Raw genomic sequence first — 21,850 nt, 5'->3', positions numbered from 1 at the left:
TGTCTAGCCGTCACCCTGAGGAGGCCGCGCAGCGGCCGTCTCGAAGGGCGACGGCCCGGCTGGGGCCGTGCATCCTTCGAGGCTCGCTCCGCTCGCACCTCAGGATGACGGGTCTTCGGTCGTGACACAGGACAAATCGCAGACCTCCGGCGAAGATTCCCTCATCGCGCGCTATTTCAAGCCGCTGGCGAGCGATCCGGGTGCGTTCGGGCTCGATGATGACGCCGCTGCGCTGCGGGCGGCCGGCGAGGACATCGTGGTCACCACCGATGCCATCGTCGAGGGCGTGCACTTCCTTGCCGACGATCCGCCCGACACGCTGGCGCGCAAGGCGCTGCGGGTGAACCTCTCCGACATCGCGGCAAAGGGCGCGGCGCCGGCGGGCTTCGTGCTGACGCTGGCGCTGCGCCGCGCCGAGGAGGCCTGGCTCAAGCCGTTTGCCTGGGCGATCGGCGAGGACGCCGCCCATTACGGCTGCCCGCTGCTAGGCGGCGATACGGTGTCGACGCCGGGGCCGCTGATGATCTCGATCACCGCGTTCGGCCGGCTGCCGCAGGGCAAGATGGTGCACCGCGCGGGGGCAAAGGCCGGCGACCGCCTGTTCGTGACCGGCACGATCGGCGATGCCGCGCTCGGCCTCGATGTGCTCCAGGGCGGTCCGGTCGCGGCTGATCTGGCGCACGATGCCACCGGCCGGGATTTTCTTGCCGCCCGCTACCGTGTGCCGCAGCCGCGCAACGCGTTGGCCAATGCCGTCCGCGCCCACGCCAGCGCGGCGATGGACGTGTCCGATGGTCTCGCCGGCGATCTGGCCAAGCTTTGCGCAGCCAGTGGCGTGACGGCTGTGATCAACGCGCCGAGCATCCCGTTGTCATCAGCGGCCGCGGGGCTGCTCGCGCGCAAGGCGATCGGGTTCGAGACCCTGGTGGCCGGCGGCGACGATTACGAGATCCTGTGCGCAGTCCCGGGCGATCGCGCGGATGCCTTTGTGCGGGAGGCACGGCAGGCCAAGGTCGCGGTGACCGCCATCGGCGGCCTCATTGCAGGCACGTCACCGCCAAGCTTCCTCGATGGACAGGGCAGGGAACTGGTGCTGAAGCGGCTGTCCTACAGCCATTTCTAGAATTACTGCCGGAAGGCGCCGACTTTCCTTCTAAATAGCTGCCGATATCGGCGTTTTCGGCCACAGGTGGCGTTGCACAGCGGTAACGATTTTGGCAAGGTCGCGCCCGATTTGAGGCAATCCGTTCTTGGGGAGGATTGTCCTCGCAAAATAAGCGCCTGCCGCCCCCTAGCGGCATAAGAAGGCGCGGGGGTTACATCAAGGATCTGAGGCAACATGACAGCTTTATGGTTGATTGTGCTCTGCGGGGCGCTTTCCATCGTCTACGCGATCTGGGCGACGCAGTCGGTCTTGAACGCGGATGCGGGCAATGCCCGCATGCAGGAAATCGCGGCCGCGGTGCGCGAGGGCGCACAGGCCTATCTGCGGCGGCAGTACACCACGATCGGCATCGTCGGTATCGTGATCTTCGTGGTGCTGGCCTACTTCCTCGGCCTGCTGGTGGCGATCGGCTTTGCGATCGGCGCCATCCTGTCGGGTGCGGCCGGCTTCATCGGCATGAACGTCTCGGTGCGCGCCAACGTCCGCACCGCGCAGGCGGCGACCACCTCGCTCGCCGGCGGCCTCGAACTCGCCTTCAAGGCGGGCGCGATCACCGGCATGCTGGTTGCCGGTCTCGCGCTGCTCGGCGTCACCATCTACTTCATGATCCTGGTCAAGTTCATGGGTCTGGAGGCGGGCAGCCGTACCGTGGTCGACGCCATGGTGGCGCTTGGCTTCGGCGCCTCGCTGATCTCGATCTTCGCCCGTCTCGGCGGCGGCATCTTCACCAAGGGTGCTGACGTTGGCGGCGACCTCGTCGGCAAGGTCGAGGCCGGCATCCCCGAGGACGATCCGCGCAACCCGGCCACCATCGCCGACAACGTCGGCGACAATGTCGGCGACTGCGCCGGCATGGCGGCGGACCTGTTCGAGACCTATGCGGTGACCGCGGTCGCCACCATGGTGCTCGCCGCGATCTTCTTCGCCAAGACACCGATCCTGGTGAACATGATGACGCTGCCGCTCGCGATCGGCGGCATCTGCATCATCACCTCGATCATCGGAACCTTCTTCGTCAAGCTCGGTGCCAGCCAGTCGATCATGGGCGCCCTCTACAAGGGCCTGATCGCCACCGGCGTGCTGTCGCTGGTCGGCGTCGCGCTCGTCATCAATTGGCTGATCGGCTTCGGCAAGCTCGATGGCGTCGACTACACCGGCATGGCGCTGTTCGAGTGCGGCGTGGTCGGTCTGGTCGTCACCGGCCTGATCATCTGGATCACCGAGTACTACACCGGTACCGACTACCGCCCGGTGAAGTCGATCGCGGCGGCGTCCGTCACGGGTCACGGCACCAACGTGATCCAGGGCCTCGCGATCTCGATGGAGGCGACAGCCTTGCCCGCGATCGTCATCATCGCCGGCATCCTCGTCACCTACAGCCTGGCCGGCCTGTTCGGGATCGCGATCGCGACCGCGACCATGCTGGCGCTGGCCGGCATGATCGTCGCGCTCGACGCCTTCGGTCCGGTCACCGACAACGCCGGCGGCATCGCCGAAATGGCGGGCCTGCCGAAGGAAGTGCGCAAGTCGACCGACGCGCTCGACGCGGTCGGCAACACCACCAAGGCGGTGACCAAGGGCTATGCGATCGGCTCCGCCGGTCTCGGTGCGCTGGTGCTGTTTGCGGCCTATAACCAGGACCTCAAATTCTTCATCAGCGACTCCGCCAACCACGTCTACTTCAAGGGCGTCAATCCGGACTTCTCGCTCAACAACCCCTACGTCGTGGTTGGTCTGCTGTTTGGCGGCCTGCTGCCGTATCTGTTCGGCGCGATGGGCATGACGGCGGTGGGACGCGCCGCCAGCGCAATCGTTGAAGAGGTGCGCCGTCAGTTCCGCGAGAAGCCCGGCATCATGCAGGGCACCGACAAGCCGGATTACGGCAAGGCGGTCGACCTGCTGACCAAGGCGGCGATCAAGGAGATGATCATCCCGTCGCTGCTGCCGGTGCTGTCGCCGATCTTCGTCTACTTCGTGATCTATGCGATCGCGGGCGGCGGCGCGGCCGGTAAGTCGGCGGCATTCTCCGCGGTCGGCGCCATGCTGCTCGGCGTCATCGTCACCGGCCTGTTCGTCGCGATCTCGATGACCTCGGGCGGCGGCGCCTGGGACAACGCCAAGAAGTACATCGAGGACGGTCACTACGGCGGCAAGGGCTCTGACGCCCACAAATCCGCGGTGACCGGCGACACCGTCGGCGATCCCTACAAGGACACGGCGGGCCCGGCGGTGAACCCGATGATCAAGATCACCAACATCGTGGCACTGCTGCTGCTGGCGATTTTGGCGCACTAAGCACGCAACCAGATTGAATGCAGAACCCCGCGGTGCGAGCCGCGGGGTTCTTGTTTTGCAGGGACTTCGTTCGGTGTACTGCCGAATTGATCGGCTATCCGCCAACGATATCCGCCGAGAACCAGATGCCAACAAAACGGAGATCAATCGATGTCGCTCTCATCCGCACGGAACTATGCGCTCCGCGCCTCCAAGTCGCAGGATCAGAAGGAGGCCATCGAGCTGCTGTCGAAGGCGATCCTGGAACTGGCGATGTCGATTGAAGCAACCGACGCCAAGATCAAGAAGATCAACAAGTCTTCGTAGAAATCGCAGGGCGGACTAGCGATGCGTAATCCGCCAATAGGTCTGACCGCGGCGGCGGATTACGCCTGAGCCTGTCAGCGGGCCGCGCTTCGCGCGGACTCGGTAGGCTAATCCGCCCCACGGCGCCGTCGTTCCTCGCAGCGACGCCGGGGCGATCCGCGTGTACTGAACCCCCGGCACATGATCTGCGACAAACCTGCGGTGCAGGCCGGGGGTTTTCCGCTATGAAGTTCGAGATGACCAAATGCAACCAGTGCGGCAGCGAGATGCCGATGGGTGTCGACGTTTGTCCAAGCTGCGGCAAGCTGCAGGTCGGTATCAACAGGGTCGGTTCCTACCAGCCTCGGACGATGCTCGCCGTCGGGCTGGCCGCGGCGGTCCTCCTCATCTTCAACTGGTTCAAGACCCCGGCGCCGCACCCGGGCAGCCAGCTCACTTCACCTCCATCTGCAAGCCTTCCTTCTCGATGATCGCGGCGAACTTCTTGGTTTCCGCATCGACGAAATCGGAGAACTGCTGCGGCGTGCCGTAGTCGGCACGCGCGCCCATGCCGGCGACATTCTTCTTGATGTCGTCGCGCTCCAGCATCGCCTTGATCTGCCGGTTCAACTCGTCGAGCACGGGCGCCGGCGCGGTCTTCGGCAGGAACACGCCGAACCAGGACGAGACGTCGAATTTTGCCAGCTCCGGCGCGCCCTCGCGCATCGTCGGCAGGTCGGGTGCGGATTCGCTGCGCTCGGTCGTGGTGACGCAGAGCCCGTTCAGTTTACCGTCCTGCACCTGCGGCAGCGACGGATAGAGATTATCGAACAGGATCTGGATGTCGCCGGCGAGCCCGGCCTGCAGCGCCGGGCCGGCGCCGCGGAACGGTACGTGCGTCATCTTCAGCCCGGTGAGTTGCAGGAACCAGGCGCCGGTGAGGTGAGGGCTCTGTCCGGTGCCGGATGAGCCGTAGGTGAGCTTGTCGGGGTTGTTCTTCAGATAGGCGATCAATTCGGGGATCGACTTGATGCCGGTCGATGGATGCGCCGAGACGATGTTCGGGATCCGGATCATGTTGGAGACGGCCTGCAGCTGGTCGGCCTTGTAGGTCAGGTTCCTGAAGATGCTGAAGGCGATCGCGTTGGGGCCGGGATTGCCGATCAGGATGGTGTGGCCGTCGCCCTTGGCGCGCGCGACCTCCGATGTGCCGATGGTGCCGCCGGCGCCGGAGCGATTCTCGACCACCACCGACTGGCCCCAGATCGGCTGCAGATGCGCGGCGAGCAGCCGCCCCATCACATCGGTGGAGCCGCCGGCTGCCGCCGGCACGATGATCCGAACCGTCTCAGACGGCCGCCAGTCGCCGGCACCAAGACTGGCGCGCGGCAGGATCGCTGCCGTCGAAAGGGCCGCAGCCCCCGCAAGTACTCCTCGGCGAGAAAGATATCCCTTGGTCAATCCCCTGGTCACGACTTCGCTCCCTGCATGATTTTATTTTGCAGGGAGCGTAGGCATGGCGCGGCTGTCCGGCAAGCGGACGACTTGGCGCCAGCAGACCTGGCGTAGCAGACCTGGCGCAGGCCTGCTTCAGGTCGGTGGCGCGGTTACACCAGCGCGTCGGCGTTCTTGGCGAAGGCTTCGTCGTTGGTGAACGGGATTTCGCTCACCTTGATGACTTCGGTCTTGTTGCTTCCGATAATCACGATCTCCTTGAGGAAGGATCCGGGGAAAGACCCTTTCACCGTGTAGGGCTTGGTGCCTTGGCCGAGCGGACCGGTCCATCCCATCACCCTGATGGCGAGACCACCGACCCATTGCTCGTCGCGGATGAGCTTGATTCCTGATGTGAAATTCGGGGCGTTCCCCTTGACGGTGACGGAGAAGAATCCCGGCGCGCCCAAGCCCGTCCAGACATAAACGGCCTGTGCGCTATCGAAAGGTTCCGGTCCATAAAAGCCCATGACGTTGATCTCCCTGCTGAATGAAGGCTGACGAGAGCCCTTGAAGAGCCGATTGGCATGATCGGGCTCATAGCGAGCGTAGCACGAGCATCGCTGCGAGCGTGTGAATATATTGCGAGCAACTATAAATTGATTGGAGCAGTCGCTCGGTCGAAGCACGACAAATCGAAATCGCGCGAGGGAGCTACGCCGCTCTGTTTTGCTATCGCAGCGTTGCATTGGTTCTAAATTGAGCGCGCATGTGAAGCCGATGACCAACTTTTCGTGTTGAACGAGAATCGTTCTTGCGCTCTGCCTCTGTGCATGCATACTACCTCAGGGTGTGACAACCTAGAGAAGTATTTTCTAACAAATAAAGTCGAAAATTGTAACAGTGCTTTGCTGCCAAGCGATTGGCGCAGGCGCTAACGACACCTCGTATTTTTGGATCGAATAGCGATGGGAACAGTCGACGCACTGATCGTTGTTGATACCGAGGGCGCGCTCTCCAGCGGATCGGCTGTCGATAATTCATTTCTGGTTGACAACAACGGCTATCTCGGGTCGTGGAACGAGGGAACGCCGACGCTCAACACCGTCGTGCAGGACGGCCAGGTCGTGAACTGGAGCGTCACTCCCGTCAGCCCCACGGGCCAGGTGTCGATCACCGGCTTCTCCGGTCAAATGATCTCCACGTCGGTCTGCAAGCCGGCTCCGCAGGTGGGCAACCCGGATGTGTGGTCCGGCCGGGTCGAATCCCACGGTCAATTCGCGTCCCTTTCTTACACGATCGCCCTGTCGATCGGTGGAAGGTCAATGACGCTCAACTCATCCATCAAGGTCGTCTAACGCAGGGAGCAGCAGCGTGAGTGCAGATAAAACAGAGCGTGCAGCAGCCGCATTGAGTCAAGTCGATGTGTTGATCGTGGCGGATGTCGAAGGCGCGCTCGCCTCCGGCAACCTTCAGGACAACGTATATATGATCGACACCAACAAACACGCGGGCTCGGGCATCGAAGGGCAGGCGGAGCTCTACACCGCGGTCAAGGATGGTCAGGTCCTGAACTGGAGCGTGGTCGGGGTGTCGCCATCCAGCGACGTGAACATCACCCAGTTCACCGGCCAGATGATCAACGACAAGATCTGCGTTCCGCAGTCGGTGACCACGCCAGACGGCACTTATTGGTCCGGCCGGGTCGAAGCCCAGGGCTTCAAGGGCAACCAGCAATATTCCTGCGTGCTGACCATGGACGGCAAGGCCATGACCTTCGATCCATTCCTGAAGATATCCTGACCATGCTCAGCCCATCGATCAACGTCGCCAACAGCCTGCTGGCCCAGGCGTTCAACGAGATATTGCGGCTCGACAGCTATTCGATCAGCGCGAGCGGCACGACCATCGGCGTGCTGGTGAAGGACCCCGACTGGCTGGCGCCGGTGCGCAACCGGGTCGGCATGTTGGGGCAGGCCGGCGCGAAATGGATCGAGGACAAGCCCTCGGTCTGGGGACCGGTGCTGACGCAGTTCAGCAACTATGGCAGCGCCTTCGCCGGTGTGGCCGATGCCAAGGCCACCACAAGCGATCAGTGGATCAAGTTGCTGAAGGAGGTTCTGCTCAGCCAGCTCAACAAGTCGATCGACGCCACGAACATCGCGGCGACGGCGCTGCAAGGCCACTATCAGGCTTTCAAGAACATCCAGCCGTTGCTGGAGAGCAGCATCAATGCGGGGTGGGCCGAGCTGCAGGACGAAGAGCAGCAGATGGTCAAGATCGCCGCGCAGCTCACGCGTCTTGAGGATCTGGTCGGCTCGCTCCAGGATTCCATCACCGCGGGCGACATCAGCACCGGCCAGAGCGTGGTCACGACCACGGTGAAGACACTCTACAACGTCGCCACCGGGGTCGGCGAATCCTTCTCCTTCCTCGGGATGGCCGCCGCCGCCTTCACCGTCGGAAAATTCTATTACGACATCATCACCAAGACCGCCGCGGTCGGCGAGACCTTGCAGCAGATCGCCAAGCTCCAGATCGAGGCGAGCGAGGAGGCGCAGGCTGCCGCCGGCACCAAGCTCGTGCTGCGGCTGCTCTACAATCTCGAGCTGACATTCGGACGCATCGTCGACGTGATGCCCCAGATCGTAACGATGTGGAGCACCGAGCGCGACAAGGTGCAGCAGGCGATCCAGGCGCTTCAAGCCGGCGCCGACCCGGCGACCTATTTCGACATCTTCACCATCCCGATCGCGAACGCGAACTGGCAGGCGATCAGCAAGTTCGCAATCGCAATACCGGCGACCAAGACCACGGTCGGGCCGCCTGTGACCCTGGATCCGCAGCACCCAATCGCAACCTAGCACCGAGCAGGAGAGAGATCATGATGGCACTAGCAAAACTGAAAGTAAAAGCAGCGCCGAAATTGGCGGCGACCACCAAGCTCGAGACCCAAACCCAATCGGCCTTCGTAATCTTGTCATTGATCACCCAGGCGTGTCACGGCATCCTGAACACGGTGTTCGTGCCGCCGTCGCCCAAGCCGAGTTGGTTCGACGATCTCAACAGCAAGCTCGACGTCGCCAAGACGCACGCGCAGGACTGGATCGACAATATCGGGCCCAGCGTCACCGGCGGCGTTCCGGTGCAGGTCATCAACTACGGCACGACCTATTCGGCCATCACCGGCACGATCCAGTCGATCGTTAACGCACACCCGGACGCACAAGGCGCCGATAACCCCTACGTCAAGCAGGTTCATGAGCTGGTTGCCGCGCTGGAGCAGTCGGTGCAGGTCATCGTCACCAATGCCAACACCACACAGACGCTGATGAAGAACTGGGGCGACCTGATGCAGGCGTCGCACGACGCCCTGACCTCGGGTGCGGTCAGCATTCAGAAGGCGGAAGCGGATCTAAGCGCCGACATCAGCAAGATGAACGAAGCGATCAAGGTGCTCAACGACACCATTCATAACGAGAATATCGCGATCGCGGCGTCCGCCGGCGGCATCGCCATTGGATTGCTTCTCCTGGTGGTGGGTATCGCGCTCGCGCCTGAAACGGGCGGCGCCAGCCTCCTTGTTGCCGGCACCGGCGGCTTGCTGGTCGTCGGTGGCGCCGTGACGTGGGGCGTCATGCAGAGCAAGATCAACAAGCAATTCGACGAGATCGCCCAGGACCAGAAGGAGCTGGACGACGACAAGCGTCAGATGGTCGCCCTGCAGGGGCTGGGCTCCGCCTCGAGCCAGGCGATCCAGTACATCACCGACGCCAGCAACGCGCTGTCCGACTTCCGCACCAGCTGGACTGTGTTCCAGGGCGAACTGCAGGGCGTGCTGGCGAAGCTTGAATCGGCTGAAGCGGCGCTCAGCACCATCGTGGCGGGTGCTTTCACCACCGCTGCAGCCTCGGAATGGGCCGATGCGACGTCGTTTGCGCAGGGGCTGGTCAATGCCCCCGTTTCATATCCGGCCAAGGAACTGGCGATGGACGGCAAAGCCGCTTGATCATCTCGCGGGCACCGCCGCCTGCCGGCGGTGCCCGCCTTGCTTGAAAGGAATTCGTCATGTCGAACGACAAGCCAGGCGGCGAACCGGATGTGGGCGGCTTGGGCAGGCTAACTTCTGCGTCCAAGGCGAGCTTCGAGGGTCTCGCCGCGGTCACTGCAGCCTGCCATGGTTTGCTCAACGCGCCGCTGATCCCGCCGTCGCCAAAACCCGACTGGTTCGACGACCTCAACAGCAAGCTCGATGCCGCCAAGGCGCAGGCGCAGAAGTGGATCGACAATATCGCGCCTGATGTCACCGGCGCAGTTCTGGTGCTGGTCATCAACCATGGCACGACGTTTTCGGCGATCTCTTCACAGGTCAGCTCGATTGCGGCTGATCATCCGGATGCGCGGGGCGCAGGCGATCCCTTCGTTGAAGTCGGGCTCGAACTCACCGGCCCACTGGATCAGTCATTGCACGTAACCGTCGCCGGCCTCGAAACGAGGCTCGCAACGATCAATGCATGGGGAGAGACCATGCATGCCCGCGATGCTGCGCTGCGCGCGGCGGCGGACCAATCGCCTGACGCAAAAGCCGCAGCGGCGCTTGCGCTGTCTGCCGCCGAGCAGGTGCTGGGCTCGACCGGCGATGCACTGGCGCATCTGCGTGAGCTCATCGGTGCCTGGGGCGAGCTTCGGAATGCGATGCGCGATGCATTGGCGGAGCTTAGGGCGGGCAAGGTCACGCTGGGCACGTTCGCGGCCAACACTTTCGGCGCGGCCACGCAGGCCGAATGGGCCGCTGCCACGCAGTTCGCGCAGAAGCTGGCGACCGCCCCGATCGGAATCCCCGGCAGGGCTGCGTAACAGAGGGGAGACGAGATGCCTTTCAGCGGTGCGGCGACGAATGCGGAGATCGACGCGAGCATGGGCGCGATCGTGCTGCTCAACTCGTCCTGCCAGGCGGTGATCGAGGCCGAGATCGCGGAGGTCGCTTCCCCCTGGTACGATCAGCTCGACCAGGAGCTCGGCGCCGCCGAGAACCTGGTCGTCGGCTGGCGCCGCAGCGGAGTGCTGTATTTCCAGACCGACATCCTCGATACGATTGCCGCCGCCGGGCAGGCGTTTGTGGCGGCCGCGCCGCAGATCGACGCTCTGTTTGCCGCGCTCGAGCAACGCTTCTCGGCCGGCGGCAAGGCCGAACTGATCACCGCGATGCAGGCGCTTGAGCCGCCGATCCAGGCCATGATCGGACAGATCGCGGACTATCTCGGCAAGCTCCAGGCGTTCGAGCAGGCGATGCTGCAGGCCGACCAGGCGATGCGCAACACGGTCGGGCAGGTACAGGCCCAGGAGCAGCAGATTCAGGGCGAGATCGACGCGATCAACAACCAGATCAAGCTGCTCAACGTGCAAATCCAGACCGACCGCGAGGCGATCGCACGGGCGAAAGCCGCGCGCACGCGCGGCATCATCGAAACCATCTTCGGTGTCGTGTTCGCGCCGCTGACCGGCGGCGCGTCGCTGATCCTGGCCGGCATCGGCGTGGCCTCGATCGCCGAAGCCGAGGGCCAGATCAATGCCATGCAATCGGAGATATCGGGCTACCAGCAGAAGATCGCCTCTGATCAGTCGGCGCTCAGCGACGATCAAAGGATCGTCGCAACGCTGGGCGCGCTCACCATGAGCACCGGGCTCGTGCTGAGCGATATGGCGATGATCGAGAACGCGCTTGATTCGCTCCGGACCGGCTGGACCGCTCTGGACGGTGAGCTCGGCGGCGTGATCGCCAAGCTGCAGGCCGCGACGTCGGCGGCAGACCTCATCGTCATTCAGGCCTGGTACACCGCTGCCTGCACCGAGTGGAATTTGATCGACAGCCACGTCGCCGACCTTACCGGGCGGCAGATCGACACCAGCCGGGTGAGAATTGGTTGAGCGTCCCGGACTTGAGCGTCCGGGACTTGGGCATCCCGGACTTGGGCGGTGCGATAGCTGATTCCTGTCAGTTGAAGCTCAGCAGCTTGAAGAGCGGTGTGAGGTAGGACATTTCCTGGCCCGACGTCGGCGTGGTGCGGCTGACGAAGTCGAAGATCTTGCCGTCCTTCAGGCCGTAATTGGCGAGCCGGCGCACCTGCCGGTTCTTGTCGAAATAAACCGCGATCACGCGCTGGTCGACCACCCGCTGGTTCATGAAGGCGACCGGGCGCGAGGTCCGCTGCGAGATGTAATAGAACACCTCGCCGTCCAGTGTTGCGACGGTCGAGGGCGTGCCGAGCACGATCAGCACCTGATCCTGGCTCGCGCCGATCGGGATCTGCTCGAGCGCCCCTTCAGGCAGGATATAGCCCTTCTGGAATTGTTCGCCGGCGCAGCCGCCGAGAGCGGCGCAGACCAGGCCAATTACGGCGATCGCGCGAAAGCGCGTGAGGAACCCGCGCGCGGAAGCGGCGCGAGACTGTCGTGGAAGAGTGTGGTTCATCGGCGGAACTGATCCGTCCCCTTGCATCGGCCGTGGCATTGACGTACCGGGCAGCTCAATGGATTGCAATCATGCCGCGCTCCAATGGGCGACCGCTCAACAGGTGTCCTTTGGGGGGCCGGCAGCCGGAACCCGTCATGCTTTGGCCGTTCAATCACTTCAGAAGACCCCCGGTGCCCGCGCGCAGCACCATTGAGACCATCTATGGCATGATCGTGACGCAGGCGCGAGAACCGTTATTTTACCGTGACTTGGGCGTTCCCGACACGGTTAACGGCCGTTTTGACCTGCTTCTGATGCATCTCTGGCTGGTGCTGCGGCGATTAAAGTCCGCCGAGGGCGGCGTGGGGCTGTCGCAGGCACTGTTCGATCATTTCTGCATCGACATGGACGACAACCTGCGGGAAATGGGCGTCGGCGACCTCACGGTGCCCAAGCGCATGCAGGCATTCGGCGAGGCCTTCTACGGCCGTACCGCGGCCTACGACCTGGCGCTGACCGACAGCGAGGAGGCCCTGGCCCAGTCGTTCTGCAAGAACATCCTCAACGGCCAGAATATCGACCAGGCGCGCGAACTGGCCGCCTATGCCAAGGGGGCAATGGCGGTGCTTGATCACACCGACCTCCCGGCGCTGACCAGGGGCGCGTGGCGCTTTCCCGCGCCGCAGGCTGCGGGGACGGCGGCATGAGCGGCGGGACCACAGGACGGCCCGATGCCGTGCGGGACCCTTGGCGCGTTCTCGTCAACGTCGCGCAAATCCCGGAGACCGGCCTGCATCGCGAGATCGTAGCCGACGACGCGGTGCGCAAGGCGATGGCCGAGGCCGCGGAGTTGCGCGAGGTGATCTCGGCGCACGCGACGTTCGATCTGCAGCCCAAGCGCGACGGCAGCTGCCACGTCACCGGCAGGGTTTCGGCGAGGGTCGGGCAGACCTGCGTGGTGACGCTCGATCCGATCGAGAACGAGATCATCGAGCCGATCGATGTGATGTTCGCGCCGCCCGAGCAGATCCCGGAAATGGCCGATCTGGTCGACGACGCCGAGGCCGGCGATGAGGAAGCGCCGGATCCGCCGGAGCCGATCATCGGCGGCTTCATCGACATCGGCCGGCTCGCCACCGATGCGCTGTTTCTCGGCATAGACCCGTATCCGCGCAAGGCGGACGCGGTCTTTGAACCGGAGGTTGAAGCGCCTGATCCGGAAAATCATCCCTTTGCCGCGCTGAAAGCGCTCAAGGAAAAGCCTAACGGCAAGAAGCCCAAGGGCAGTTGAGGGCGGCCAAGGGCAGCTTTTTTGTTTTGACGCGTTTTCTTGACGCGAACCGAGATCCACTTCGCTCGAAAACGCCCTGAAGCCACATATGAGGGGATGGCTTGCTTGCACGGCTTCGCGAGGGGCATCGGTCGTCACTTCAAATAAATGTCGCAATGCGTTGAAATATAATATATTTCTGGTATGTTGGATGTGTTGCGTGGCGGGTTTGGCGGCTCGGTCGTTTGCGGTCAAGAGGTTGTGTCGGACCGCGGAAACGCTATTGTCGCGGCCCGGCCGGGACGCGAGTTGGTGTTTGGCCGCGCGCCGTTGACAGCGGTGACTTCAAGCTCGCGGCCTGCGTTGAAGGGCTGTGGGAGAGCAGGTTTCCGGGACGTTCATGCCTCAAAAGGTTCGAATCGCGCTTGACGCCATGGGGGGCGATGTCGGCGCATCGGTGGTCATTCCCGGCGCCGCGATCTCGTTGAGTCGTCACCCCGGCAGTGAATTCCTGCTGGTCGGGGACCAGGCCCAGATCGAGCCGGAGCTCGCGAAGCATCCTGCGCTCAAGGCAGTATCGAAGGTGATCCATACCGACGTCGCCGTGAAGAATGACGAGAAGCCGAGCCAGGCACTGCGGCGGACCCGCAGGGCGTCGTCGATGTGGCTGGCGATCGATGCGGTGAAGCATGGCGAGGCCGATGTCGCGGTCTCCGCCGGCAACTCCGGCGCGCTGATGGCGATGGGCAGCATCAATCTGCGGACGCTGCCCGGCGTCGACCGCCCGGCGCTCGCCGCGGTGTGGCCGACGCTGCGGGGCGATTCGGTGGTGCTTGATCTCGGCGCCTCGATCGGCGGCGACGCCCACCATCTGGCGACGCTCGCGGTGATGGGCAGCGCGATGGCGAGCGTGCTGTTCAACCTCGAACGGCCGACCGTCGGCCTGCTCAATATCGGGTCCGAGGAGATCAAGGGCCACGGCGAAATCCGCGAGGCGGCCGAGATGCTGCGCGCGATGAACTCGAACCAGTTCGACTATATCGGCTTTGTCGAGGGCGACGCGATCGGCAAGGGGCTCGCCGACGTCATCGTGTCGGAAGGTTTCAGCGGCAATATCGCGCTCAAGGCCGCCGAGGGAACCGCGCGCCAGATGTTCACGCTGCTGCGCGAGGCGATGTCGTCGAGCTGGCTGGCGCGGATCGGCTATCTGTTTGCCCGCGGCGCATTCCAGAAGCTGCGCGACAAGCTCGATCCCAACAAGTCGAATGGCGGCCTGCTGCTCGGCCTGAACGGCGTGGTGGTCAAGAGCCATGGCGGCATCAACGCGGAAGGCTTTGCCTATGCGGTGGATGTTGGCTATGAGATGGCCCACTACGATCTCCTCACCAAGATCAATCAGATGCTCAACCGCGACGGCAGCGCCCTGGTAAAGGCGCCGACCGCGCAGGAGGCTGTCTCGTGACTGCGATACGTTCGGTAGTGCTCGGCTGCGGCTCATATTTGCCGGAGCGGGTTTTGACCAATGCCGAACTGGCCAGCCGGATCGACACGTCGGATGACTGGATCGTGCAGCGCACCGGCATCAGCGAGCGCCATATCGCCGCAGATGACGAGTTCACCTCGCATCTCGCGATCAATGCGGCGCGCGCCGCGCTCGCCGATGCCAACATCGACGCCCAGTCGATCGACCTGATCGTGCTGGCGACCTCGACGCCGGACAATACCTTTCCGGCCACCGCGGTCGCGGTCCAGCACGGGCTCGGCATCAACCATGGCGTGGCCTTCGACCTGCAGGCGGTGTGCTCGGGCTTCGTCTTTGCGCTGACCACCGCCGACAATTTCCTGCGCGCCGGCCACCACAACCGGGCGCTGGTGATCGGTGCCGAAACCTTCTCGCGCATCCTCGACTGGAACGACCGCGGCACCTGCGTGCTGTTCGGTGATGGCGCCGGCGCGGTCGTGCTGGAGGCGCAGCCTCATTCCGGCACGACCGACGATCCCGGCGTGTTGACGACGCATCTGCGCTCCGACGGGCGCCACAAGTCGAAGCTGTTCGTCGATGGCGGTCCCGGCTCGACCAGGACGGTCGGATATCTCCGGATGGAGGGCCGCGAGGTGTTCAAGCACGCCGTCGGCATGATCACCGATGTGATCGTCGATGCGTTCAACGCCACCGGCTTTTCCGCCGACGACATCACCTGGTTCATTCCGCATCAGGCCAACAAGCGAATCATCGATGCCTCGGCCCACAAGCTGCATATTGCACCGCAGAAAGTGGTCTTGACGGTCGACAAGCACGGCAACACGTCGGCGGCCTCGATCCCGCTGGCGCTGTCGGTCGCCGTGAAGGACGGACGCGTCAAGAAGGGCGATCTGGTGCTGTTTGAGGCGATGGGCGGCGGCTTCACCTGGGGCTCGGCGCTCGTGCGCTGGTAGCGCGTCATTAAAGAGTGCCAACAGGTTGCCGGTATCTTTCCGGCGTCCGGATGCTGGTCGCTGTTGACCATTGCGCGCTAAGCTTTTAATTTCAGTCAAGAAATTGTTCGCCGAGAGTGCGGGGCAGGCGATGACCACGGGAACCGGAAAAACAGTTACGCGTGTCGATTTGTGTGAGGCGGTCTACCAAAAGGTAGGCCTGTCGCGCACGGAATCGTCGGCATTTGTCGAGTTGGTGCTGAAGGAGATCACCGATTGCCTGGAAAAGGGCGAGACGGTGAAGCTGTCGTCATTCGGCTCCTTCATGGTGCGCAAGAAGGGCCAGCGTATCGGGCGCAATCCAAAGACCGGCACCGAGGTGCCGATCTCGCCGCGGCGGGTGATGGTGTTCAAGCCGTCGGCGATCCTGAAGCAGCGGATCAATGGCCATGCTGTCACCAATGGCGACGGCAGCAAGGCCGACTAGAGCGTTTTCAAGCGAAGTGGATACCGGTTCGCGTGAAGAAAACGCGCCAAAACTAGAATCTGGAGCTCCGTTTCGATTCAATCGGAACGGAAAGGGTTCTAGCCATTGAGGCGAGAGGAGCGGGCATTTGGACAAGGCGCCGGATGCGTTCCGTACCATCAGCGAAGTCGCTGACGAGCTTGATATTCCCCAGCATGTGCTGAGGTTCTGGGAAACGCGCTTCGCGCAGATCAAGCCGATGAAGCGCAGCGGCGGCCGCCGCTATTATCGCCCTGACGACGTCGACCTGCTCAAGGGCATCCGCCGGCTGCTCTATGGCGAGGGCTATACGATCCGCGGCGTGCAGCGGATCCTCAAAGAGCATGGCATCAAGTCGGTGCAGGGCATCGCCGACCAGACGGCGGCGGTCTCGTTCGGCGCGGTCGAGGAGGCGGTCGGCAACAGCATGGCCGAGCCCGACGAACTCGAGAGCAATGACGGCCTCGATTTCGACGGCGAGGAGGGCGACGGCGACGAGCAGGGAATCGACTACCGATTCGTCAATCCCGACGAGGATCCGATCCTGTCGACCTACAAGGCGCATGCCCACCCGGGCAAGGCGTCCGCGCAGCCGGGCAAGGCGTCGGCTGCGGCGCCGCCGGTGCGCCCCTCCGTTCCTTCGGCCGATCGCGAGCGGCTCGAACGCGTGCTGCAGGAACTGGTCGCTTGCCGGCAGATGATCGACGCGGCGATGAAGGACGGCTGAGTCGGGGAACCGGGGTCCCGATTGCAGCCCTCAAAGGCCTGCTTTGCCTTGCGCGAACGCAGGATCGCAGCTAATGGAACGGCATCGGAGCGTGGCGCAGCCCGGTTAGCGCACTAGTCTGGGAGACTAGGGGTCGGAGGTTCAAATCCTCTCGCTCCGACCAATAAGATCAAAGACTTAGCCGGAAGTCTGAAAGTTGGCTATAAAATTTATAGCCTCTATGTAGCCAGTCCCCCGCGCTTTGCGCGCGTTTCCGTGACCTGCCTCATTGGAAATAACTTGCCCGCTTTCGGAAATTCTTTTCCGTTCTCGTTTCGTGATCCGTTCTCATTCGGCCGAAGGTGCTGTCCGTATTTAACCCCCAGTGTCCTAAGTTGATTTTTGAAGTGTCCTAATTCGGATTAACCGAGCTGCAACCAAGGCTTCGCCGGTGTTCTCGGTAGGACTACTGAGAGGCCTATTCACTCTCAACCCCGTGTCAGCCAAAAGCGTCGTGATCGCGAAGATGATAAAGGTGCCGGCCAACCACCCGAACATTTCCTTCACGTTTATGCCCGCGCTGGATTAATATCCGAACTCATTGGGAACTGAGGGGAAGCAGCATGCGCCCGCAATCCGTTCTCGCAATAGCTGTCTTGGTTTCCATGATCGGCCTTGGGGCACTTGTCGCCTATGAGTACGTGCCTCATTAGGACCGGCCATGGCCAAGATGATTAAGTCACTTCGCAAGCAGGCTGACAAGGCAGAGCGCGCGGCACTATCCGTTCTCGACCGTGACTTAGCGGAGGGATTGCAGGCAATGGCGCGCGCCTACCGGGCGCAAGCTGACGTGATCAAATCCAAAAAGAAAAAGACCAAGAAGGCGTCGTGAGGCCGCCTCAGTTAGCGGCCTCTTTCATTTTGGTAGGTCTACAGGGCAAGGCGGGAGCGAGCCTTCTTGAGGCCGTTTCTCATCTTTCTTTTCGTCATCCTTCGCCTTGAAGCTCCGGTTCGGATACCACTCCTTAAGGCCCCAAGTGCCGCGACCAACTCTCACCACGTCGCCAACTTCAGACATGCGGCGGGTGAGAACGGAACCGATGGTGTTCGCAGGCTCCTTTGAGTTCATATGGAGGCCGCCAGCCTTAAACATGGCTGCAAAGTCCGGATTCTTAAGTGGGGTTCGCTTGGATGCCAAAAGGGCCTTCGCGGCATCCACAATGGACATGCCTAGAAGCGCTCCTGGGTGGTCTAATGAGCCATTGCTAGGCTTAATCGAACCGGCGCTACCTGACGCTGCGGCGCCGCCAATGGAGCCGCCCAAGGCGCCACCTCGGATAGCTTCAATCGCGGCAATGGCTTGTAGTATCTGATCACGCTTTGCATAAAGATCGATCAGGACAGTCTCGTAAGGGTCGATTCCCTTTGATTCGTCAGACATTTGATTGCTCCCAATGCACCAGTGTGCTATAGAGCCGGGAGTGCCGATGCGAAGGCGGCACAAGCACCGACGCCCTTGTAGGCGGGTTATAAGGGGTCACGGACCCCCACTCGCTTGTTGGACCGTCATCTTCTTCGCAACCTCCTCTGCTCTTGACCGGGTGAGGATATAGGGCGCGCTAGGACCGTGAATCCTGCGCGCCCTTTTTATTGCATGAAGCAAACCACCAATCAAGCGAAATGTTTGGATCTACGTTATCCACAGTTGGGAAGTTTCACCGCTTTTTTGCCCCAATTAAACAAATCAAACAATCCACTCAAAAATCCAAACATTGCTTGACTTGTTGGGGTTTGGCATCTACAAACGAAAAGAAGGCCGCACCGTTCGCGCGGCGCGGCCTCCGGATTAGGTGCCCTGTAGTCTAACGGTAGGACGCTCGCTGTTACACGCGGAGAGGTCCGGGTCCAAATCCCGGCGGGGCAGCCGAAATCGAAGCTAAGTGGGACCGACCGCGTTGGCGCGCTGCCGATCCCTAGTTACCACCCCGGGATTCGGCCCCGAAGCGACAACCACTGCAAATATATGCCTTGGCGGGCGTGATTTCCAGAGTCGCAGACGGGCCGTCCCTCACCCAGAGGATTCGGCCCTCATGAACGTACTTTCCCGCGACCAGCAAATCCTAATCGTCGCCTGCCTCACTGAAGGCCAGAGCATCCGCGCCATTGAGCGCCTGACCGGCATTCACCGCGACACCATCATGCGCCTTGGCGAGCGCGTTGGACGCGGCTGCGAAGAATTGCACGACCGCATGATGGTTGGCATTCGCTGCGGTCGCTTGGAGCTGGACGAAATCTGGGGCTACGTCGGCAAGAAGCAGAAGCGCGTTGAGCGCCATGAGATCAACCACAAGGGCGACCAGTACACGTTCATTGGCTTGGCCTCCTCTGCCAAGGCCATCATCAGCTATCGCACTGGCAAGCGGGATACCGAGAATACGGACCTATTCGTGCAGGATCTTCGCCAGCGTGTGATCGGTGCGCCCGAGATCAGCACGGACGGCTTTCATCCCTACAAGATGGCGATCCGCGATGCCTTCAACGGCCGCGCCCATCATGGCGTGATCGTAAAGACCTACAGCGTAACGAACCTGGCTGTAAAAGAAGCCGCGCGCCGCTACAGCCCGGCCGAAGTAGTAGCAGTAAGCCGTGAGGTAGAGAGTGGCACCCCGGGCCATATCTCGACTAGCTATGTCGAGCGCCAGAACCTCACGCTGCGGATGACGCAGAAGCGCTTCGCGCGCCTCACCAACGGCTTCTCAAAGAAGCTCACCAACCACGCTGCGGCGGTCAGCCTGTACGTGTCGCACTACAACCTCTGCCGCGTCCATGAGGCGCTGCGGACCACGCCAGCGGTCGCGCTGGGCATTGCCGAGCGGGTCTGGACCATCGGGGATTTGTTGGATGCCGTCTTGCCGCTGGAGCCGAACCGGCCGGTGCGGGTAACGCGGAACTTTCGGATAATTGACGGAGGCAAGAAATAAAATTTCAATAATTTCCTTGGACAATCAGTGGGTTAAAAGGGAAAACGGGCCGTTGCTCTGGCGACCTAAGTTACTGAGATTACTATTGATTTTTTGGAACTAACACCATATGTTGGCGTTGCTGGGTATCTACAAAGCAAAGGCAAGTTCCGTGTCAGGCGATCCAAAATCAGTGAAGGTTGGCTACTCCTTCGTCGATGGAGCGCATTTCTTCGTCGGCAAGGACGTGAATACGCTTGGTCTTTGCGTGGCTCATCCGAAAATGGAAGTGGCCTACCATGAAGCCCAAGCCGTGTTGGAAAAGCTGTACTATCTCAACAACGGATCAAAAAAGAAGTTCGTAATGGCGATGCCGTTTGAGCAATTTGCTAAATGGGCTTCGACAGTCAATTCACCGCCCACGCCTCAGATTAAAGTTCAGAAAATGGTTTCGGACGTTACGTTTGAAATGGCAGAGGCTGCGTGAATTTCGAAGCTGCCTTAAAGAGAAAACTAAAATTGCAAGGCGTCGAGTTCGTGGAAGCGACCGACGCCACTTTGATATTTAAGATCAACGGTTCCTCGTTCTCTGTTCCGCGCCCTCTAAACGACGGCGGTTGGACGACTGCCCAACAGGAACTTATTGCCAATACGCTTGAGTATCTCGGCCTTGAATTTTGGCCGCTGGATTTCCACTAGTTACTCCTCTTGCGAAAGAAACGGCCCCAGCGCGTTGGAACGAACGCTGAGGCGGCCCTACCGCGCCGCAACTTCTAAGATACCCCTTCTGAGGTAATCGCCCCAGTATGCATTTTGTGCCAAGCTGCACCCATCAGGATTTTGCCGCGACACCTTCCTGGGGCTAGAGCCGACGCCGCCCGCAAGCATTTTAAGCGAGGCGGCGTTGTGTTGTCAGGTGTCCTAATTCCCCGCAACGAGTGTCCTAATTAGGACAGCACCCGGCCGAAGGTGCTGGCCCCTTTCCATCCCCGCTAAACTTCAGTGGTCCTTTTTGATTTTTGGAGTGGTCCGTTTTGCTTTAAACGAACGGCAATCATAGCTTAGCCGTTGTTCTCAGTAGGACTACCTAGGCCCTAGAAGATGTTCTGTCCCCATAGATTCCATAGGACGCTATTCGTTCTTGATTCAAATCAACGCGGGGAGCGGCAGCGGTTCCAGCTTTCACAGCATGACATGGGACTGGGTAACGATAGCCGGTTGCGCCTCAATTGCACTTACCGTGCTGATCCTCATCGTCCTCTTCACGATATAGGGCAGTGGCCTAATTTGAATACGGCCTGCCCTAGCTCAAAGTGCACAGACCATTCGAGCCGTCTCGTGATTTAAGTTTGTCAGCATACCGAGCGGTCCCCAGAGGGAGGGATGCTGTTCCGGGATGCTAGGGCTGGGGCAAACCCTCTCCGAGCCCCGCCTTCTTTTTGCTGTGCGGAATTAACTTGCATTGAGCGCCGCACACGCGCCTGTTGGCTTATGCCCCTATTCCAGGCCGAACGTTGCCGATCACTGGCAACGGAATGTCGTCAATTGGCTTTGGCGGCCGAACCTAAGATTGAAAAAACGTTCCTAACCACCTTGGCATTTAGCTGGAGTCGGCTAGCCAACCAGACTGACCGCTACGTCGAGTATTTGAAAACGCGGACGAGCGACGAGAAGCAAGGCCGCAATCCGTTCTCGCAATAGCCGTCTTGGTTGCCATTGATCGGGCTCGGTGCACTTGTCGTCTATGAGTACGTGCCTCATTAGGACAGGCCTATGGCCAAGATGATTAAGTCTCTTCGCAAGCAGGCTGACAGGGCGGAGCGCGCAGCACTCTCCGCTCTCGACCGGGACTTGGCGGAGGGATTGCAGGCAATGGCGCGCGCCTACCGGGCGCAAGCTGACGTGATCAAATCCAAAAAGAAAAAGACCAAGAAGGCGTCGTGAGGCCGCCTCAGTTGGCTGCCGCGATCTTGCCCTTGCCGTCGCAGGTCTGGCATTTGACCGGATAGATTCTGTGGCCCGGCTCGACCGGCTGCACAACCGGCTGGGAGCCCGTTCCCTTGCAGTCCGGGCAGATGCGCTCTTTGATCTTTGACTGCATTTGAAGCCTCTCCGGCCGCCTCAATTGGCATCTGCTTCGTGAATCGAAAGGGGCCGCTCCACGCGCGGCCCCTTGCCGGTTCAGTGTCGAAAATTTGTTCGGGATGAAAAGCTAGCCCCGGCAAGAGTTAGATTAAAGTTTTCAACAACATTGTTGGATTCCGGGAGACTACGGTGTTTCGCTATTGGAACCCTTCCGGAACCCGATATCACCCGCTCGCGTTAACTGACCGCCTCTCGCGTAAAGCACAGGAGGAGGTT

Annotated in this window: 26 protein-coding genes and 2 tRNA genes; 23 read left to right on the top strand and 5 right to left on the bottom strand. The window is 61.5% G+C overall.

The window, feature by feature from the left end:
• The first annotated feature begins 121 nt into the window (after positions 1 to 121).
• The 4 genes from thiL (at position 122) to G6P99_RS26405 (ending at position 4,236) form a co-directional block, all read left to right on the top strand.
• Positions 122 to 1,123: a thiamine-phosphate kinase gene (thiL, locus tag G6P99_RS26420; protein ID WP_029081135.1), complete on the top strand. Its 1,002-nt coding sequence runs from the start codon at positions 122 to 124 to the stop codon at positions 1,121 to 1,123.
• Between the two features lie 216 nt (positions 1,124 to 1,339).
• The gene (locus G6P99_RS26415; protein ID WP_029081136.1) at positions 1,340 to 3,460 is read left to right on the top strand and encodes a sodium-translocating pyrophosphatase; all 2,121 of its coding nucleotides are present in this window, start codon (positions 1,340 to 1,342) and stop codon (positions 3,458 to 3,460) included.
• Positions 3,461 to 3,610: 150 nt separating this feature from the next.
• On the top strand, positions 3,611 to 3,766 hold the full coding sequence (locus G6P99_RS26410) for a hypothetical protein (RefSeq protein ID WP_165123933.1): 156 nt from the start codon (positions 3,611 to 3,613) through the stop codon (positions 3,764 to 3,766).
• A 224-nt stretch (positions 3,767 to 3,990) separates the two neighbouring features.
• A complete protein-coding gene (locus tag G6P99_RS26405; protein ID WP_156928594.1) occupies positions 3,991 to 4,236 on the top strand; it encodes a hypothetical protein in 246 nt (81 codons plus the stop codon).
• Here the strand turns inward: G6P99_RS26405 and G6P99_RS26400 are convergent.
• Together G6P99_RS26400 and G6P99_RS26395 are read right to left on the bottom strand one after the other, a co-directional pair.
• On the bottom strand, positions 4,199 to 5,206 hold the full coding sequence (locus G6P99_RS26400; RefSeq protein WP_029081138.1) for a Bug family tripartite tricarboxylate transporter substrate binding protein: 1,008 nt from the start codon (positions 5,204 to 5,206) through the stop codon (positions 4,199 to 4,201). The genes G6P99_RS26405 and G6P99_RS26400 overlap by 38 nt on opposite strands.
• A 146-nt stretch (positions 5,207 to 5,352) precedes the next feature.
• A complete protein-coding gene (locus G6P99_RS26395) occupies positions 5,353 to 5,709 on the bottom strand; it encodes a hypothetical protein (protein WP_029081139.1) in 357 nt (118 codons plus the stop codon).
• 438 nt (positions 5,710 to 6,147) lie between these two features.
• Between G6P99_RS26395 and makC (G6P99_RS26390) the strand changes: the two genes are divergently transcribed.
• The 6 genes from makC (G6P99_RS26390) to makE are packed head-to-tail and all read left to right on the top strand — an operon-like array spanning position 6,148 to position 11,107.
• Positions 6,148 to 6,537, top strand: a complete 390-nt coding sequence (makC, locus tag G6P99_RS26390) for an alpha-pore-forming tripartite toxin MakABE regulator (protein ID WP_165123931.1) — start codon at positions 6,148 to 6,150, stop codon at positions 6,535 to 6,537.
• Between the two features lie 16 nt (positions 6,538 to 6,553).
• A complete protein-coding gene (gene makC, locus G6P99_RS26385) occupies positions 6,554 to 6,982 on the top strand; it encodes an alpha-pore-forming tripartite toxin MakABE regulator (RefSeq protein WP_198031166.1) in 429 nt (142 codons plus the stop codon).
• 2 nt (positions 6,983 to 6,984) lie between these two features.
• Positions 6,985 to 8,043, top strand: a complete 1,059-nt coding sequence (gene makB, locus G6P99_RS26380; protein WP_029081142.1) for an alpha-pore-forming cytotoxin subunit MakB — start codon at positions 6,985 to 6,987, stop codon at positions 8,041 to 8,043.
• A gap of 20 nt (positions 8,044 to 8,063) precedes the next feature.
• Positions 8,064 to 9,188, top strand: a complete 1,125-nt coding sequence (gene makA / locus G6P99_RS26375; RefSeq protein WP_084518466.1) for an alpha-pore-forming cytotoxin MakA — start codon at positions 8,064 to 8,066, stop codon at positions 9,186 to 9,188.
• A gap of 59 nt (positions 9,189 to 9,247) precedes the next feature.
• Positions 9,248 to 10,036 (top strand): hypothetical protein, encoded by a 789-nt coding sequence (locus tag G6P99_RS26370; RefSeq protein ID WP_029081144.1) that lies wholly within the window; start codon positions 9,248 to 9,250, stop codon positions 10,034 to 10,036.
• A 15-nt stretch (positions 10,037 to 10,051) separates the two neighbouring features.
• Positions 10,052 to 11,107, top strand: a complete 1,056-nt coding sequence (makE, locus tag G6P99_RS26365) for an alpha-pore-forming cytotoxin subunit MakE (protein ID WP_051346250.1) — start codon at positions 10,052 to 10,054, stop codon at positions 11,105 to 11,107.
• Between the two features lie 67 nt (positions 11,108 to 11,174).
• Here the strand turns inward: makE and G6P99_RS26360 are convergent, their stop codons facing one another.
• Entirely contained in the window at positions 11,175 to 11,651 is a 477-nt protein-coding gene (locus G6P99_RS26360) for an outer membrane protein assembly factor BamE (protein ID WP_029081145.1), read from the bottom strand.
• A 137-nt stretch (positions 11,652 to 11,788) separates the two neighbouring features.
• Here G6P99_RS26360 and G6P99_RS26355 point away from each other — a divergent pair, with 137 nt between their 5' ends.
• The 8 genes from G6P99_RS26355 (at position 11,789) to G6P99_RS26320 (ending at position 17,421) form a co-directional block, all read left to right on the top strand.
• On the top strand, positions 11,789 to 12,340 hold the full coding sequence (locus G6P99_RS26355; RefSeq protein ID WP_029081146.1) for a ubiquinol-cytochrome C chaperone family protein: 552 nt from the start codon (positions 11,789 to 11,791) through the stop codon (positions 12,338 to 12,340).
• Positions 12,337 to 12,924, top strand: coding sequence for a YceD family protein (locus tag G6P99_RS26350; protein WP_029081147.1), 588 nt, complete (start codon positions 12,337 to 12,339; stop codon positions 12,922 to 12,924). The genes G6P99_RS26355 and G6P99_RS26350 overlap by 4 nt, the downstream gene beginning before the upstream one ends.
• A 379-nt stretch (positions 12,925 to 13,303) precedes the next feature.
• Positions 13,304 to 14,365 (top strand): phosphate acyltransferase PlsX, encoded by a 1,062-nt coding sequence (plsX, locus tag G6P99_RS26345; RefSeq protein WP_029081148.1) that lies wholly within the window; start codon positions 13,304 to 13,306, stop codon positions 14,363 to 14,365.
• Positions 14,362 to 15,339, top strand: a complete 978-nt coding sequence (locus G6P99_RS26340; protein WP_029081149.1) for a beta-ketoacyl-ACP synthase III — start codon at positions 14,362 to 14,364, stop codon at positions 15,337 to 15,339. The genes plsX and G6P99_RS26340 overlap by 4 nt, the downstream gene beginning before the upstream one ends.
• 130 nt (positions 15,340 to 15,469) lie before the next feature.
• Positions 15,470 to 15,805 (top strand): integration host factor subunit alpha, encoded by a 336-nt coding sequence (locus G6P99_RS26335; protein ID WP_021079083.1) that lies wholly within the window; start codon positions 15,470 to 15,472, stop codon positions 15,803 to 15,805.
• Between the two features lie 127 nt (positions 15,806 to 15,932).
• Positions 15,933 to 16,550 carry a MerR family transcriptional regulator gene (locus G6P99_RS26330; RefSeq protein WP_029081150.1) on the top strand — a complete coding sequence of 206 codons (618 nt, stop codon included), beginning with the start codon at positions 15,933 to 15,935 and terminating at the stop codon, positions 16,548 to 16,550.
• 85 nt (positions 16,551 to 16,635) lie between these two features.
• Positions 16,636 to 16,713, top strand: a tRNA-Pro gene (locus G6P99_RS26325).
• A gap of 537 nt (positions 16,714 to 17,250) precedes the next feature.
• Positions 17,251 to 17,421, top strand: coding sequence for a hypothetical protein (locus G6P99_RS26320; RefSeq protein WP_165123928.1), 171 nt, complete (start codon positions 17,251 to 17,253; stop codon positions 17,419 to 17,421).
• Between the two features lie 24 nt (positions 17,422 to 17,445).
• Here the strand turns inward: G6P99_RS26320 and G6P99_RS26315 are convergent, their stop codons facing one another.
• Positions 17,446 to 17,970, bottom strand: coding sequence for a winged helix-turn-helix domain-containing protein (locus tag G6P99_RS26315; protein ID WP_165123925.1), 525 nt, complete (start codon positions 17,968 to 17,970; stop codon positions 17,446 to 17,448).
• 410 nt (positions 17,971 to 18,380) lie between these two features.
• On the opposite strand from G6P99_RS26315, the gene G6P99_RS26310 reads away from it, so the two are divergent.
• From G6P99_RS26310 to G6P99_RS26290, 5 genes are all read left to right on the top strand, one after another.
• A tRNA-OTHER gene (locus G6P99_RS26310) sits at positions 18,381 to 18,453 on the top strand.
• A 166-nt stretch (positions 18,454 to 18,619) separates the two neighbouring features.
• Complete coding sequence (locus G6P99_RS26305; RefSeq protein WP_165123922.1) at positions 18,620 to 19,510, top strand: transposase; 891 nt, start codon at positions 18,620 to 18,622, stop codon at positions 19,508 to 19,510.
• A 109-nt stretch (positions 19,511 to 19,619) separates the two neighbouring features.
• Positions 19,620 to 19,976 carry a hypothetical protein gene (locus G6P99_RS26300; protein WP_165123919.1) on the top strand — a complete coding sequence of 119 codons (357 nt, stop codon included), beginning with the start codon at positions 19,620 to 19,622 and terminating at the stop codon, positions 19,974 to 19,976.
• A complete protein-coding gene (locus G6P99_RS26295) occupies positions 19,973 to 20,188 on the top strand; it encodes a hypothetical protein (RefSeq protein WP_165123916.1) in 216 nt (71 codons plus the stop codon). Before G6P99_RS26300 ends, G6P99_RS26295 begins: the two co-directional genes overlap by 4 nt.
• A 1,074-nt stretch (positions 20,189 to 21,262) precedes the next feature.
• A complete protein-coding gene (locus G6P99_RS26290; RefSeq protein WP_165123913.1) occupies positions 21,263 to 21,433 on the top strand; it encodes a hypothetical protein in 171 nt (56 codons plus the stop codon).
• 7 nt (positions 21,434 to 21,440) lie between these two features.
• Here G6P99_RS26290 and G6P99_RS26285 read toward each other — a convergent pair whose 3' ends face one another.
• Entirely contained in the window at positions 21,441 to 21,590 is a 150-nt protein-coding gene (locus G6P99_RS26285; RefSeq protein WP_165123910.1) for a zinc finger domain-containing protein, read from the bottom strand.
• Between the last annotated feature and the right edge of the window lie 260 nt (positions 21,591 to 21,850).

The sequence above is a fragment of the Bradyrhizobium sp. 6(2017) genome, from assembly GCF_011058295.2.
GTDB lineage: Bacteria > Pseudomonadota > Alphaproteobacteria > Rhizobiales > Xanthobacteraceae > Bradyrhizobium > Bradyrhizobium septentrionale.
Note: the sequence above shows the minus strand (reverse complement) of the source record. Positions and strands in the feature narration are given on the sequence as shown.

What these genes read in the sequence shown, in the direction of transcription:
- G6P99_RS26415 (WP_029081136.1), top strand. Translation starts at nt 1,340, where the DNA reads ATGACAGCTTTATGGTTGATTGTGCTCTGCGGGGCGCTTTCCATCGTC.
- G6P99_RS26410 (WP_165123933.1), top strand. Translation starts at nt 3,611, where the DNA reads ATGTCGCTCTCATCCGCACGGAACTATGCGCTCCGCGCCTCCAAGTCG.
- G6P99_RS26405 (WP_156928594.1), top strand. Translation starts at nt 3,991, where the DNA reads ATGAAGTTCGAGATGACCAAATGCAACCAGTGCGGCAGCGAGATGCCG.
- G6P99_RS26395 (WP_029081139.1), bottom strand. Translation starts at nt 5,709, where the DNA reads ATGGGCTTTTATGGACCGGAACCTTTCGATAGCGCACAGGCCGTTTAT.
- makC (WP_165123931.1), top strand. Translation starts at nt 6,148, where the DNA reads ATGGGAACAGTCGACGCACTGATCGTTGTTGATACCGAGGGCGCGCTC.
- makB (WP_029081142.1), top strand. Translation starts at nt 6,985, where the DNA reads ATGCTCAGCCCATCGATCAACGTCGCCAACAGCCTGCTGGCCCAGGCG.
- makA (WP_084518466.1), top strand. Translation starts at nt 8,064, where the DNA reads ATGATGGCACTAGCAAAACTGAAAGTAAAAGCAGCGCCGAAATTGGCG.
- G6P99_RS26370 (WP_029081144.1), top strand. Translation starts at nt 9,248, where the DNA reads ATGTCGAACGACAAGCCAGGCGGCGAACCGGATGTGGGCGGCTTGGGC.
- makE (WP_051346250.1), top strand. Translation starts at nt 10,052, where the DNA reads ATGCCTTTCAGCGGTGCGGCGACGAATGCGGAGATCGACGCGAGCATG.
- G6P99_RS26360 (WP_029081145.1), bottom strand. Translation starts at nt 11,651, where the DNA reads ATGAACCACACTCTTCCACGACAGTCTCGCGCCGCTTCCGCGCGCGGG.
- G6P99_RS26355 (WP_029081146.1), top strand. Translation starts at nt 11,789, where the DNA reads ATGCTTTGGCCGTTCAATCACTTCAGAAGACCCCCGGTGCCCGCGCGC.
- G6P99_RS26350 (WP_029081147.1), top strand. Translation starts at nt 12,337, where the DNA reads ATGAGCGGCGGGACCACAGGACGGCCCGATGCCGTGCGGGACCCTTGG.
- plsX (WP_029081148.1), top strand. Translation starts at nt 13,304, where the DNA reads ATGCCTCAAAAGGTTCGAATCGCGCTTGACGCCATGGGGGGCGATGTC.
- G6P99_RS26335 (WP_021079083.1), top strand. Translation starts at nt 15,470, where the DNA reads ATGACCACGGGAACCGGAAAAACAGTTACGCGTGTCGATTTGTGTGAG.
- G6P99_RS26320 (WP_165123928.1), top strand. Translation starts at nt 17,251, where the DNA reads ATGGCCAAGATGATTAAGTCACTTCGCAAGCAGGCTGACAAGGCAGAG.
- G6P99_RS26315 (WP_165123925.1), bottom strand. Translation starts at nt 17,970, where the DNA reads ATGTCTGACGAATCAAAGGGAATCGACCCTTACGAGACTGTCCTGATC.
- G6P99_RS26305 (WP_165123922.1), top strand. Translation starts at nt 18,620, where the DNA reads ATGAACGTACTTTCCCGCGACCAGCAAATCCTAATCGTCGCCTGCCTC.
- G6P99_RS26300 (WP_165123919.1), top strand. Translation starts at nt 19,620, where the DNA reads ATGTTGGCGTTGCTGGGTATCTACAAAGCAAAGGCAAGTTCCGTGTCA.
- G6P99_RS26290 (WP_165123913.1), top strand. Translation starts at nt 21,263, where the DNA reads ATGGCCAAGATGATTAAGTCTCTTCGCAAGCAGGCTGACAGGGCGGAG.
- G6P99_RS26285 (WP_165123910.1), bottom strand. Translation starts at nt 21,590, where the DNA reads ATGCAGTCAAAGATCAAAGAGCGCATCTGCCCGGACTGCAAGGGAACG.